The organism is Anoxybacillus tepidamans PS2 (assembly GCF_000620165.1).
Lineage (GTDB): Bacteria > Bacillota > Bacilli > Bacillales > Anoxybacillaceae > Anoxybacteroides > Anoxybacteroides tepidamans_A.
On the sequence record NZ_JHVN01000006.1, the window covers coordinates 18,559 to 31,948 of the forward strand.

Sequence of the window (13,390 nt, forward strand, 5' to 3'; positions counted from 1 at the left end):
CGACATCGCGCTTCCCCTTGTGATTTTTTTCTTTTGGCAAGCGCTTTCAATTTTGTTTTATAATTGTCAATCTATTCTAAAAAGTGGTACAATACTAAAAATATAAAAGGACTATGGGGGGATTCAAGTTGAAATCGTTGCGAAGCGATATGATTAAAAAGGGATTCGACCGCGCCCCGCATCGAAGTTTATTGCGGGCAGCCGGAGTGAAGGAAGAAGATTTCGGCAAGCCGTTTATCGCGGTCGTGAACTCCTATATCGATATTATTCCGGGGCACGTGCATTTGCAGGAATTCGGAAAGATTGTGAAAGAAGCGATTCGCGAAGCGGGCGGCGTGCCGTTTGAAATGAATACGATCGGCGTCGACGATGGTATTGCGATGGGGCACATCGGCATGCGCTATTCATTGCCGAGCCGTGAGATTATTGCCGATTCGGTTGAAACGGTCGTGTCAGCGCACTGGTTTGACGGGATGGTGTGCATTCCGAACTGCGATAAAATTACGCCAGGAATGATGATGGCAGCGATGCGCTTGAACATTCCGACGATTTTTGTCAGCGGTGGTCCGATGAAAGCAGGAGTAACGAGCGATGGGCGAAAAATTTCGCTTTCGTCGGTCTTCGAAGGAGTCGGAGCGTATCAAGCCGGAAAAATTGATGAAAAAGGGCTGCAAGAATTGGAGCAATACGGCTGTCCGACGTGCGGGTCGTGTTCAGGAATGTTTACGGCCAACTCGATGAACTGCTTGGCTGAGGCGCTTGGTTTGGCACTTCCGGGGAACGGGACGATTTTAGCGGTCGATCCGGCGCGCAAAGAATTTGTGAAACAGTCCGCTAAACAGCTCATGTATTTAATTGAACATGACATCAAACCGCGCGATATTGTAACGGAAAAAGCGCTCGATAACGCGTTTGCGCTCGATATGGCGCTTGGCGGTTCGACAAACACTGTATTACATACGCTCGCGATTGCGAACGAAGCAGGTATCGACTATCCGCTCGAACGCATTAATGAAGTTGCATCCCGTGTTCCGCATTTGGCCAAATTGGCCCCAGCGTCCGATATTCACATCGAAGACTTGCACGAAGCAGGGGGCGTTTCAGCGGTGCTTCATGAGCTAGCGAAAAAGGAAGGGACGCTTCATCTCGATGCGCTCACCGTGTCAGGCAAAACGCTTGGCGAAAACATCGCGGGTTGCGAAGTGAAAAACTACGACGTTATTCGTCCGATTGACAATCCGCATTCGGAAACGGGAGGATTAGCGGTTCTATTTGGCAATCTGGCTCCGGATGGTGCGATCATTAAAACCGGGGGCATTCAAGGCGGTATCACCCGCCACGAAGGTCCGGCGATCGTGTTTAATTCGCAAGAGGAAGCGCTTGAAGGCATCGCCAGCGGCAAGGTGCAGCCAGGGCATGTTGTCGTCATTCGCTATGAAGGTCCAAAAGGAGGACCAGGCATGCCGGAAATGCTCGCACCGACATCGCAAATTGTCGGAATGGGGCTTGGGCCGAAAGTGGCGCTTGTGACGGATGGTCGTTTCTCTGGTGCTTCAAGGGGACTATCGATTGGGCACGTTTCGCCGGAGGCGGCAGAAGGCGGTCCGATCGCATTCATCGAAGACGGCGACTATGTCGTGATCGACGTTGTCAAACGGACGATTGACGTTCAGCTTTCTGATGAAGAATGGGAGCGGCGAAAAGCGAATTGGAAAGGATTCGAGCCGAAAGTGAAAACAGGCTATCTCGCCCGCTATTCAAAGCTTGTCACGTCGGCAAGCACGGGCGGCATTATGAAAATCTAGTATTTTAGTATGTCAATCAAAAAAGAGGGGGTGCTAAAGGATGCCCCCTTTTTATCTATCATTTTTATATTCTAATGAACCCCTCCCACCTACACTCAGAGGTGGGAGATTTTTCGGTGGATATGCTAAAACCGATAAAATAATCCCACCTTTGGACCTGCCCTAGCGAAATGGTTTGTATATAATGAAGATAGGTGAACGTGCGTCCAATCAAGGAGGGAATCAATAATGAAAAGCGTGATTGCAAAAGGGAGCACCGTTGACGAAGCGATCCGTCTTGGACTTGCGCAATTGCAGGCGACGCGAGAAGAAGTAACAATAGAAATCGTTCAGCACGAAAAAAAGCGGTTGTTTGGCCTCATGTCCCAAGAAGCGGTAGTGAAGCTGACGAAAGCATCTATTGAAAAGCCGCCGAAGCAGGAGGCGAAAGTATGGCTAAAGGACGGCAAGCTGTTTTATGAATGCACAGCTTTAGAAAAACCGATGATTACAAAAGGGCTCGGCTTGAAACTTTTTCGCAACGGAGAGGAAGTAGAAGGCACGGTGACGATTGAAGAAGGAGACGAGTGGGAAGTGTGCGCCGAGGACGAGGAACGAACGAATGCGGTATGGGACGTTGCGTTAGACGCACAAAAAATGCAGGCCATTTTAACAATTGAGCCAGCTGTTCGTAGACGCTATGCGTTGCCTGATTACCCTCCGGCCAAGCATATACGATTGCAGGCAGAAGTAGATGTGCAGGTCGACCAGACGATTGCATATGAAGATGTGAAGGACAAGCTTCAGCAGCTGCACATCGTATATGGGGTCAAGGAAGAAAATATTAAAGAGGCGCTTCAAGCAAAGGAAAAGGTAAGCGTTATCATCGCGGAAGGTACACCTCCACAAGAAGGAAAAAACGGTTGGATCGAGCTCAAAATTGGAGCGGACCAATCAAAAAAGCCGAAAATGCGACAGGACGGAACGGTCGACTATCGGGAAACAGAAGTCATTTCAAGCGCGCAAGCGGGCGATATTGTTGCCGTCATTCATCCTCCCGAACCGGGCATTCCTGGAAAGAGAATCACAGGTGACCCGATCCCTGCGCGCGATACGTTCCCGGTGCACGTTCAGCTTGGGAACGGAGTGACAATGTCCGATGATGAATCGTGCCTAATCGCTACGCAACCCGGACGCCCGCAAGTCGTCAAACGGGGACGAAGCGTGGTCGTATCGATGATTCCGAAGCTCGTTCACCGGGGCGACGTCGACCTGTCTACCGGTAATATTCGTTTTAAAGGAGACGTTGAAATTATCGGTAACATCCAAGATGGGATGGAAGTGGAAGCTATAGGGAGCGTTGTCGTTTCCGAAAATGTTAACCGGGCAAAAATTCAAGCGCAACAGTCGGTTTACATTTACCGCAACCTGATTAACGGAGAGGTTGTGTCTGGAGAACCAAAAGTTATTATAGCCGAATTGACTGCACTGTTGGGCAACATTCGCGAGGGACTAACAAAAATGATGGCCGCCATCCGGCAATTGACATGGCAATCAAAACTGCAAGAACATGACATTACACTCATCAAAAGAAGATTGCTAGAAACGAAATTTCGTCCGCTTATAGACGCTGTAAAACAGTATGAGGCAATTTGCGAAGAGAAGAAAGAGCGATTGGACGAATCGTGGCTGCAAATGGGCAAAAAGCTGCATTCTAGTTTGTTGCTGGATACAGCAGATGTTCGATTTCCGAACAGCTTAGTTGATTTGCTTTGTGGGATGGATGAGCTGATGCAGCCGCCAGAACAGATGCAGCCGAATGTGATTCAGCTATCGTACGCGCTTCATAGCACCATCCATAGTAGCGGAGACGTCATTGTGTCAGGAAAAGGGTGTTACAACTGCAACATTTATGCAGGAGGAATATTAACGGTTCATGGTGTGCTAAGGGGCGGCGAAGTATATGCGCAAAAAGGCATCCGCGTCAAAGAAGCCGGTTCTTCCTCCGCCGTGAAGACGGTGCTTGCCGTTCCTCAAGGTGAAACGATTCACATTGATCGCGTCTGGGAAGGAACAGTTCTTCATATCGGCACAAAAGTTTATAAATTTATCGAACCAAAAAGAAACGTTTGTGCGAGATGGGATGAGGAGGCCGCTGCCATTCGATTCGACAACTACTGACGGATAAAAACGGCGCCAACGATGCGGACATATCATTTACCGTTACCATAAATGGAAGTTGCTGTTCGTTAGTTAATGATGTGGGAAAACATTACTAAATGGGTATGTGCGAATGAGTTGGAAGCTGTTTGATCGGGCAAGTGATAGGCAGTATGTGGAATGTTTCAAAAGCTATCGAACGGATCAAAACGTTATCAACATGACAGAAAGACGTACAATATCGAACATAACAACCTGCTAATCCGCTATTTGGCGGGTTATTTTTTTAGCATATCGCTCCGTGTTTTTTTAGTTTTTGTATTATAATAGGAAAGAGTTTTTCGAGCGGTAAGGCGCCGCGGAATCCGAAAAAGAAACGGGGGAATACATGCATGTTAATCGCATTGGATATGGATGGCACGCTGCTTGATTCGAATGGACGCATTAGCGAGCGAAATAAGGAAGCGATTTTGGAAGCACAAGCGGCTGGTCATATCGTAACGATCGCCACGGGAAGAGCGTATAAAGATGCACGGGCGCCGCTTTCGGAAGCGGATCTTGTCTGTCCAGTGATCGGATTAAATGGAGCGACCATTACGCTTGCCGATGGAACGGTCGTCAGCGATATTCCAGTGGACAAAACAACACTCATCCCAGCGCTAGAGTGGGTGCGCATGCAGTCAGACTTGTACTGCGAAATTTATACAAGCGAGGCGGTTTACGTTGGACTTCATAACCGCGAACATTTAGAAGAATTGGCCAATCGCACCGTAGACGATTCGGAGCTCGTCCGCATAGTTCGCAAACAATTTCAGCAAGCGCGTGTGACATATGTACAAGATATTCGTGAAGTATGGAACAACGAAGCGCTCGTTATTTATAAAGTTCTTATTTTTTCGTTAAACCGCGAGTTATTAAAAGAAGCCAAGCAGAAATTTGCAGTGCTTCCTGAAGTGACAGTGACATCTTCACACCCAAACAATATCGAAGTAAATAATAAATTGGCGACAAAAGGGCAAGCGATCAAGACACTTGCGGCTCATTATGGAATCGATCTCATGGATACCGTTGTCATCGGTGACAGTCATAACGATCTTTCCATGTTCGCGGTAGCGGGCCAGCGCGTGGCAATGGGAAATGCTTCCGACGAAGTGAAGCGTGAGAGTGATTACATTACCGCTAGAAACGATGAAGATGGAGTGGCCCTCTTCATAGAAGAACTTGTTCGTAAATGTCTCAAAAAATCATAACGATGTGCTTGGTGGCTGGTGTAAAGCGTTGTCTTGTTTCGGACAATCGCTTCACACCGTCTTTTTTGTTTTCTCCGACTGTAGCGAATTTATGATCTCTATTAGAATATCTGCCTAGCTTGTTAAATAACATTAAAGTAAAGGAAATCTCATGCAATACCAGCATGTGAACGAACGAACAAAGCCGTTTCGGCATTGGAGGTGAAGGCATGCTACATATTGTAGCTTGCATCAAACAAGTTCCAGACACAAAAATCATTAAAATGAACCCGAAAACAAATACGATGGACCGAGCGAGCGCACCGGCAATTTTAAACCCGTATGATGCCCACGCCGTTGAGGAAGCGGTTCGCTTGAAAAAAAGGTATGGCGGCATCGTGTCGGTGCTGACAATGGGCCCGCCACCTGCGGTGAAAGCGATTAAAAAATGCATTGAGCTGGGCGCCGACGAAGGGTATATGATTTCCGACCGCGCCTTCGCCGGGGCAGACACGCTAGCAACAAGTTATGCATTAACGAAAGCGCTTGAAAAAATTGCGAAGCACCGCCCGATTGATCTCGTCATTTGCGGCAAAATGACAATCGACGGCGACACAGGCCAAGTCGGTCCCGGCATCGCCCGCCGTTTGAACATTCCTCCCCTCACCGGCGTGAAAAAAGTGGTGGAAATTAATAAAGAAAAAGGTTATGCCATCGTTCACCGAAAGTTAGAAGACGGCTATGAAGTCTTGCAATCGACGCTGCCTTGTTTGTTTGCTGTTGAAAAGGACATTAACGACATCTCTTTCGCCCCTTTGCCAAATATGATTAAAGCCGCACGCTATCAACCTACCATTTGGGCTGTAGACGATTTGGAGGGTGTCGATCGCAAACAGCTCGGATTGAAAGGATCTCCGACGATCGTGTCAAAAGTATGGGCCCCGCCAAAACCGCAAGGAGGTCAGCTGCTCGAAGGGGGCGCGCCCGAGCAAGTGAAGCAACTGCTTTCTATTATTTTTACAAAAAAAGAGCTGTTCCAATAGGAGGGGAGCCGAATGAATTTCGCCGACTACCGGGGAATATGGGTGTACTTAGAAGTGAAAGACGGGCACATTGCTCCGGTTTCACTTGAACTGTTAGGGGCAGGAAGAAAACTTGCTGATAAAAGAAAGACAGAATTGGCCGGGGTGCTAATTGGAAGCGGTATCAAACAGCTTGCCTCCACCGCGTTTGCCTACGGGGCGGATGTTGTGTACGTCTATGACGCTCCGATTTTTGCCCATTACCGCACCGAGCCTTACATGCATGCGCTGCTTGATTGCTGTCGAAAGCATAAGCCGGAAGTGCTGCTGTACGGCGCCACGCCGACCGGAAAAGATTTAGCGAGCGCCATCGCCACTGATTTGCCGACGGGATTGACAGCCGACACGACGGTGCTCGATATCGAAGAAGACACAGGATTGCTGTTGGCAAGCCGTCCGGCATTTGGCGGGAATATTATGGCGACGATTTTATGCAAAAAATACCGGCCGCAAATGGCGACCGTTCGGCCGAAAGTGATGAAAGCGCTGCCGCCAGATCCAACTCGAACAGGAAAAATCATTGAAGAACAGATCACATTGCGCGAAGAAGATGTAAGAACAAAAGTGTTAGAGATTGTAAGAGAAACAACGAAAAAAGTGCGCATCGACGAAGCCGATATCATCGTTGCCGGCGGAAAAGGCATGGGAAGCAAAGAAGGATTTCAACTCATTCACCAGCTAGCTGATGCGCTCGGTGCCGCGGTTGGAGCGAGCCGCGATGTCGTAGAAGCCGGATGGATCGACCATCATCATCAAGTCGGACAAACCGGCGTGACGGTCACGCCAAAAATTTATTTTGCGATCGGCATCTCCGGAGCGATTCAGCATATCGTCGGCATGCAAAACTCAGAATTGATCATCGCCATTAACAAAGACCCGAACGCCCCGATTTTTCAGTCGTGCCATTATGGCATCGTCGGCGATGCGTTCGAAATTGTGCCGCTGTTGATTGAACAAATTAAGCGAGAACTTCCGAACATCAAAGCATCGTCTACGTCGAAGGAGGAAATGCGTCATGTCTGAAAAATTTGATTGTATTGTTGTCGGGGCGGGCCCGGCGGGAACGGCTTGCGCGTATGAGCTGGCCAAAGCGGGCGTCAATGTGCTGCTTTTAGAGCGCGGCGAATACCCGGGGTCGAAAAACGTGATGGGCGGCGTTTTGTACCGCCAAATGATGGAAGACATCATCCCGGAATTTTATAAAGAAGCACCGATTGAGCGGCCGATTGTCGAACAGCGGTTCATGATGATGGATAAAGAATCAGCGCTCACGTTCAGCTACAAAGGCTTAGAATGGGCGCGCGAACCTTACAACAACTTTACCGTGCTGCGTGCGAAATTCGACCAATGGTTTGCCGAAAAGGCGGTCGAGCAAGGGGCGCTTCTTGTGTGCGAAACGGTCGCGCTTGAGTGCATCGTCGAAAACGGCCGCGTTGTCGGCGTGCGCACCGACCGCCCGGACGGCGATGTGTATGCCGATGTCGTCGTACTTGCCGACGGGGTCAACTCGCTGTTGGCGAAGCAGCTCGGCTTCCATCGCGAATGGCGTCCGGATGAAGTCGCATTGGCAACGATGGAAATTTTGAAGCTCGACAAAGGCGTGATCGAAGACCGCTTTAATCTGGAACCGGGCCAAGGCTGTACGATCGAGCTGTTTGGCGATGCGACGAAAGGGATTTTAGGGACCGGCTTTTTATACACGAACAAAGACAGCCTCAGCATCGGCGTCGGCACGCTTTTGTCCGGATTGATTAAACATAAAATCCGTCCGTACGAACTGCTTGAATACGTCAAAAACCATCCGATGATCCGTCCGTATTTGCAAGGAAGCGAACCAATCGAATATTTGGCGCATTTGATCCCGGAAGGCGGCTATCATTCGATTCCGAAAGTGGCCGGAAACGGCGTGCTCGTCGTTGGCGATGCGGCGCAATTAGTTAATGCCATTCACCGCGAAGGTTCGAATATGGCGATGACATCCGGACGGCTCGCCGCAGAAACGATCGTGATGGCGAAAGAGTACAACGATTTTTCCGAAGGCATGCTCGATCAATATCGGATGAAGCTGATGGAAAGCTTTATCGGTCAGGATTTGAAAAAATACAAAGATGCGACCCACCATTTTGATAAGTTCCCGCAATATTTCGAGAAGTACATTCCGATGCTCAATCGCGCGGCGAGCCAAATGTTTACGGTGGACGGCACATCGAAATGGGAAAAACAGAAAAAGATTTGGCGCGACATCGGTTCTGTGGGCGAAAAATTCAAATTGGCGCGCGACGTCATGAAAGCGTGGAGGGTGATGAAATAATGAACAAGGCGCAAACGATTGAAGAAAAGCAATATTTAGTCCGTTTTAACGCGGATACGAAATCACATCTTCACGTGCTCGACCCTGATATTTGTTTGACAAAATGCCCCGATAAAATTTGCACGATTTTTTGTCCGGCCTCCGTCTACAAATGGGAAGAAATCCGCATGCACGTCGGCTATGAAGGCTGCCATGAATGCGGCAGCTGCCGCATCGGCTGTCCATATGAAAACATCCGGTGGGAATATCCGCGGGGCGGCCACGGCATCGTCTTTAGGCTAGGATGAACGCCATGCTTTGCGTAGGGGATTGCGTCATCTTTGCGCTTGACGGGGCAAGGGGCGTCGTATTGGCTGTTTCTGATGACCGCTGCCAAGTGATGTGGGAAGATTACGTGGTGAGTTGGGAGAAAAAAGAATGGCTCACGGTCGATGCCGAGCTGACAAAAGCGCAGCGCATTGTTGGTCGTTCGAACCTGCACCATCCTTTATAAGGGGATGGTTTTTTTATTGGACTCGTATTATAATCCCTCTAGGTTCATTACATAAATACAATAGCAGAGAGGAATATAAAGTATGAAAACAGAGGAGACACATTTATTATTAGTCGACGGCATGGCGCTGTTGTTTCGGTCCTTTTATGCGACCGCCCCTAGCGGCCAATGGATGATCAACAGCCGCGGCGTGCCGACGAACGCGGTTCACGGGCTGATGCGCCATTTATCTGCGGCGCTTAGCGTCATCGAGCCGACGCATGTGATATGTTGTTGGGATATGGGGAGCACGACGTTCCGTACGGAATGGTTTCCCGACTATAAAGCGAACAGAGGAGAGCCGCCGCTCGAGCTAGTGCCGCAGTTCGATTTGGCGAAAGAAGCGGTTGCTGCGCTTGGCATTCCGAATATCGGTGTGCTCGGGGCAGAAGCGGATGACTGTATCGGTACGATCGCGAAGCAATATCGAGAGAGTGCGCGTATTTCCATTTTGACGGGCGATCGTGATTTGTTTCAGCTTTTAGCGGACAACGTGACGGTCTATTTGCTTGCCAAAGGCATCGGCAATTACGACGCCTATACGCTTGCACGCTTTTATGAAGAGAAAGGCATCTGGCCGCATCAGCTCGTCGATGTGAAAGCGCTCATGGGCGATCCGAGCGACAACTACCCGGGTGTGCGCGGCATCGGCGAAAAAACGGCGTTTAAGTTGATTCAGCAATACGGCTCGATCGAAGGTCTGGTAGAAAATCTTCATCTCTTAACGAAAGCGCAGCAGCAAAAAATTCGCGAGCATTTGGACATGCTGTATTTATCGCGCAAACTCGCCGCCATCCACTGCGACATTCCGCTTGACTTGCGCCTTGATGAAGCAAAATGGGAACGCGATCCCGCGTTTTTAGAAAAGGCGAAACGGGTTTTGGTGTAGTGTGGTGCTTTGTTTTCTTCTTATACCGTTCAAGAATGAAGGCAAAGAGCAACCGCGAAAGGACGGTATGGTATTTTTGATTCAAAATTTCTTAGTCCAACTTTTTATCATTTCTTATAGGATAAGTTCACTAAAATACTAGCTTTACTTGGAGCGTGAATCGATTGAAGTTTGAATACCAACTGACCGGTGCAGGTTGGGCACGTGGTTATATAGAAATCGATGACCAGAAACGCTCTTTAACGGCAGGTTATCTTACGGACGCATTAGGAGACCTTCTAGAAGCATTGTTAAACCTGAATCCTTTATATACGCAAGCTGTTTATTTGAAGCATGGCCGTTATTTTATGTGGGAGGCAGAACCGGATGGAGTACAGTGGCATCTTCGTAGGGTCGATAAAGAAAAAATTTCGATCAAGATAACGTATTATGAAGATACTAGTTTATATACGGGAGAGCGAGAAGAATTAGATGCTGAGTGCTCGTATGATGAATTTTTAAAAGAAGTGATGAGAGAGGCAGAGTCAATATTTAAGGAATATGGCATTGTAGGGTACAAAGAGAATTGGATTGAACATGAGTTTCCATTAAGTACATTTTTGCAATTAAAGTATTACCTTGATACGAAGACTAAATATCCAATTAATAGAAACGACCTAGAAGATAATAAGTTGTATAAAAGTGATTTATCTAAGGATATGGATTATTTGAAAAAATAGAGGTAGTGTAGCTGATTAAGGCGATCGTTCGAAAAGGGTGGTCGCTTCTTGTGCTCATAAGGTATGATGGTTTAAAGAAAAATAAGAGAGATTTGCAAAAAGATATCATAGTTGCATAAAAATTTCCCAAAACCATCTTTCGTTATTTTAGACTATCATCTGAGCCAACAAATCGATTATTTGATTTAGTCAGGAAATAAGGAGCTGCCGAAACAGCTCCTTGTATTCTTAACATGTTATTTCTTTTTAGACACCGGTATCCATATTTCGCTTCGAAAAGTCGGTGAAGTCACGTCTTTATGCTCGTTCCATAAAATTTCCGGCCCCTCGATCGGTTCGTAATTGGCGGATGGAAACCATTCCGCATAAATGCGTCCCCATACTTCTTGCAATGTGTTCGGAAACGGTCCGACCGCTTCGAAGACGGCCCATGTGGAGGCAGGAACTTCAAGTTGTACGAAGTGTTTTGGACATTCCTTCGTTGTGGCTACGCCAATATAGTGATCCAACTCTCCTCTTTCTTCCATTCTCCCTTCAGAAAAGTTCGTGGAGGCACTTAAAAGCCCGATTGGCTCGACATTAGACAGTATTTTCAGTTGGTTGATCGTTTCACCATCTAAACTTTTCCACATGGCCGCAATCTCTGGATTGACCCCATTGAAAATAATCGGGACTCGTTTTTTAATTCCAACAATGCAGAATGCCTCTTTTTCTTCAATTCGATAATTCATTTCATTTCCCCCTTTAATCGATAGCTGAAAACTCATCCGCGGATATGCTTTCAGCAAGCGGCCATTCATTTTAGCTTCAGACGGCGTTATGCCATGCAAGTTTTGAAACGCCCGCGCAAAAGAATCCGCCGAGTTATAACCGTATTTGACGGCAATGTCGATGACCTTTACACTTGGATTTTGAAGCTCAAATGCCGCAAGAGTAAGGCGGCGGCGACGAATGTATTCTGTTACTGTAATACCCGCAAGGAAGGAAAACATTCTTTTAAAATAATACTCGGAACAACAAGCGAGCTTTGCGACTGTTTTGAAGTCAATATCGTTTGCAAGATTTTCCTCGATGTAGTTAATTGCTTCGTTCAAGTTTTTTAGAACATTCACTATACCACCTCCCGCATTTATAGAATAACAGGAATTCAATATGTTCATCCGACAATATGTGCACCAATTACGCAGGGGTGGATCTTTTATTAGGCGAAGAGTGCTAGAAGATGGTCTGTTTTCCTTAAAAGAAGTTCATAGTGGTAGGTAGCCGTAGTTTGCATGCAATCATTTTTTTGTCTTGAGAAAACAGTGTAGAAACAACTTTCATGTACTGTTTCCCAAATTTTCTTGTTTCTAAAAGTTTTGAACTACTCCCACTTTCACTTCGTTTCAAAGTGGGAGATTCCTACGAACACCGAAGCCTCCTTCGGTTCTCTTAGTAGGCGATCCCCGTCGTCCCAACGGTTCCGTTGTCTAACACGACAACAAGCGCAGTCCTTCTTTTAGAATATTGATACTCGCGTTCTGATCCCGATCGTGATGGGTTCCACAAGATGGACATTCCCATTCACGAAGGTGCAGATGCTTCACCTCTTGGTGTTGGTAGCCACAGCACGAACAGAGTTGGGAAGAGGCAAATGTTCTCGATATGGTCACCACTTGTTTCCCGTACCATTTCGCTTTGTACTCCAACATGGTGCGAAACTGTGACCAAGACACTTCATGAATCGCTTTGGCTAACTTATGATTTTTCATCATATTGCTTACTTGCAAATCTTCCAACGCGATGATGTCGTGGTTTTTGACGATCTGCGTTGAAATTTTTTGCAAGTAATCGATTCTTGTGTTGGTGATTTTTTCGTGAATGCGAGCCACTTTGATTCGTTGCTTATACCAATTCGAGGAACCTTTGACCCGTCTGGACAAGGTACGCTGGGCCCGAATGAGTTTTTGTTCCATGTTGCGCAGCCATTTTGGGTTTTCAAATCGTTCGCCCGTTGAAAGAATCGCCAACTCTTTCAATCCTAAGTCGATTCCAACCGCTGAACCCGTTTTGGGAAGAGGATGTACGTCCGTTTCTACTAAAAGAGAGACGAAGTATGTTCCACTTGGATTCCGGCGAACGGTTGCACTTAAAATCCGACCTTCCACTTCCCTTGATTTGGCAAAACGAACGAACCCTAGTTTGGGGAGTTTGATGTAGTTTCCTTCGATCGCAATATTCCCGTTTGTCTGTTTCGTGGTATAGGATTGAACCTTGTTTTTCTTACTCTTGAAGCGCGGTGGATCGTTTTGCTTCTTAAAAAAGCGAGAATAAGCATCCGCGAGGTGTTTCAGGGAAGATTGAAGGGCCGTGCTGTCCACCTCTTTTAACCAGACGAATTCTTTTTTTAGTTGAGTGAGTTGGGAGGAACAAGTGTGGTACGACCATCCTTTGCCAGTTTCCTTATAGGTGCGATCCCATTTTTCTAGAAAATAGTTATACACAAAACGACAGCAACCAAACGTCTTTTTAATGAGCTCTTCTTGTTTTAGGTTGGGATAGAGGCGGAATTTGTAGGATTTGTGAATCCTCATGACATTCCCCTGCCTTGATGTGGTCATATACATATTATACCATAACTGAATCTATCTTTATATCATTTTAGAGCCTTGTCCGAGGGCGATTCCTCTCCCACCTACTCACAT

At 47.2% G+C, this 13,390-nt stretch carries 12 protein-coding genes; 10 read left to right on the forward strand and 2 right to left on the reverse strand.

The genetic code is table 11. The features are described from left to right. Nucleotides 1–128: 128 nt before the first annotated feature. From ilvD to N667_RS18400, 10 genes are all read left to right on the forward strand, one after another. Nucleotides 129–1,805, forward strand: coding sequence for a dihydroxy-acid dehydratase (gene ilvD, locus N667_RS0107725; RefSeq protein WP_027409049.1), 1,677 nt, complete (start codon nucleotides 129–131; stop codon nucleotides 1,803–1,805). 228 nt (nucleotides 1,806–2,033) lie between these two features. After that, entirely contained in the window at nucleotides 2,034–3,965 is a 1,932-nt protein-coding gene (locus N667_RS0107735; RefSeq protein WP_027409050.1) for a FapA family protein, read from the forward strand. Nucleotides 3,966–4,336: 371 nt separating this feature from the next. Continuing rightward, nucleotides 4,337–5,194 (forward strand): Cof-type HAD-IIB family hydrolase, encoded by an 858-nt coding sequence (locus N667_RS0107740; RefSeq protein WP_027409051.1) that lies wholly within the window; start codon nucleotides 4,337–4,339, stop codon nucleotides 5,192–5,194. A 209-nt stretch (nucleotides 5,195–5,403) separates the two neighbouring features. Further along, a complete protein-coding gene (locus N667_RS0107745) occupies nucleotides 5,404–6,216 on the forward strand; it encodes an electron transfer flavoprotein subunit beta/FixA family protein (RefSeq protein WP_027409052.1) in 813 nt (270 codons plus the stop codon). 12 nt (nucleotides 6,217–6,228) lie between these two features. Next, a complete protein-coding gene (locus N667_RS0107750) occupies nucleotides 6,229–7,278 on the forward strand; it encodes an electron transfer flavoprotein subunit alpha/FixB family protein (protein WP_027409053.1) in 1,050 nt (349 codons plus the stop codon). Further along, entirely contained in the window at nucleotides 7,271–8,566 is a 1,296-nt protein-coding gene (locus N667_RS0107755) for an FAD-dependent oxidoreductase (RefSeq protein WP_027409054.1), read from the forward strand. The genes N667_RS0107750 and N667_RS0107755 overlap by 8 nt, the downstream gene beginning before the upstream one ends. Next, on the forward strand, nucleotides 8,566–8,853 hold the full coding sequence (locus tag N667_RS0107760; protein ID WP_035098400.1) for a ferredoxin family protein: 288 nt from the start codon (nucleotides 8,566–8,568) through the stop codon (nucleotides 8,851–8,853). The genes N667_RS0107755 and N667_RS0107760 overlap by 1 nt, the downstream gene beginning before the upstream one ends. A 5-nt stretch (nucleotides 8,854–8,858) precedes the next feature. Then, nucleotides 8,859–9,059: a hypothetical protein gene (locus N667_RS0107765; RefSeq protein WP_027409056.1), complete on the forward strand. Its 201-nt coding sequence runs from the start codon at nucleotides 8,859–8,861 to the stop codon at nucleotides 9,057–9,059. A gap of 82 nt (nucleotides 9,060–9,141) precedes the next feature. Continuing rightward, nucleotides 9,142–9,987 carry a 5'-3' exonuclease gene (locus N667_RS0107770; protein WP_027409057.1) on the forward strand — a complete coding sequence of 282 codons (846 nt, stop codon included), beginning with the start codon at nucleotides 9,142–9,144 and terminating at the stop codon, nucleotides 9,985–9,987. A 164-nt stretch (nucleotides 9,988–10,151) separates the two neighbouring features. Next, complete coding sequence (locus N667_RS18400; protein WP_051529986.1) at nucleotides 10,152–10,706, forward strand: hypothetical protein; 555 nt, start codon at nucleotides 10,152–10,154, stop codon at nucleotides 10,704–10,706. Between the two features lie 236 nt (nucleotides 10,707–10,942). On the opposite strand, the gene N667_RS0107780 is transcribed toward N667_RS18400, so the two are convergent. Together N667_RS0107780 and tnpB are read right to left on the reverse strand one after the other, a co-directional pair. Next, nucleotides 10,943–11,866 carry a GyrI-like domain-containing protein gene (locus N667_RS0107780; protein ID WP_409978177.1) on the reverse strand — a complete coding sequence of 308 codons (924 nt, stop codon included), beginning with the start codon at nucleotides 11,864–11,866 and terminating at the stop codon, nucleotides 10,943–10,945. 309 nt (nucleotides 11,867–12,175) lie between these two features. Then, the gene (tnpB, locus tag N667_RS0107785) at nucleotides 12,176–13,279 is read right to left on the reverse strand and encodes an IS200/IS605 family element RNA-guided endonuclease TnpB (protein ID WP_027409059.1); all 1,104 of its coding nucleotides are present in this window, start codon (nucleotides 13,277–13,279) and stop codon (nucleotides 12,176–12,178) included. Nucleotides 13,280–13,390 lie beyond the last annotated feature (111 nt).

What these genes read in the sequence shown, in the direction of transcription:
- N667_RS0107735 (WP_027409050.1), top strand. Translation starts at nt 2,034, where the DNA reads ATGAAAAGCGTGATTGCAAAAGGGAGCACCGTTGACGAAGCGATCCGT.
- N667_RS0107740 (WP_027409051.1), top strand. Translation starts at nt 4,337, where the DNA reads ATGTTAATCGCATTGGATATGGATGGCACGCTGCTTGATTCGAATGGA.
- N667_RS0107745 (WP_027409052.1), top strand. Translation starts at nt 5,404, where the DNA reads ATGCTACATATTGTAGCTTGCATCAAACAAGTTCCAGACACAAAAATC.
- N667_RS0107750 (WP_027409053.1), top strand. Translation starts at nt 6,229, where the DNA reads ATGAATTTCGCCGACTACCGGGGAATATGGGTGTACTTAGAAGTGAAA.
- N667_RS0107755 (WP_027409054.1), top strand. Translation starts at nt 7,271, where the DNA reads ATGTCTGAAAAATTTGATTGTATTGTTGTCGGGGCGGGCCCGGCGGGA.
- N667_RS0107760 (WP_035098400.1), top strand. Translation starts at nt 8,566, where the DNA reads ATGAACAAGGCGCAAACGATTGAAGAAAAGCAATATTTAGTCCGTTTT.
- N667_RS0107765 (WP_027409056.1), top strand. Translation starts at nt 8,859, where the DNA reads ATGCTTTGCGTAGGGGATTGCGTCATCTTTGCGCTTGACGGGGCAAGG.
- N667_RS0107770 (WP_027409057.1), top strand. Translation starts at nt 9,142, where the DNA reads ATGAAAACAGAGGAGACACATTTATTATTAGTCGACGGCATGGCGCTG.
- N667_RS0107780 (WP_409978177.1), bottom strand. Translation starts at nt 11,866, where the DNA reads ATGAACATATTGAATTCCTGTTATTCTATAAATGCGGGAGGTGGTATA.
- tnpB (WP_027409059.1), bottom strand. Translation starts at nt 13,279, where the DNA reads ATGAGGATTCACAAATCCTACAAATTCCGCCTCTATCCCAACCTAAAA.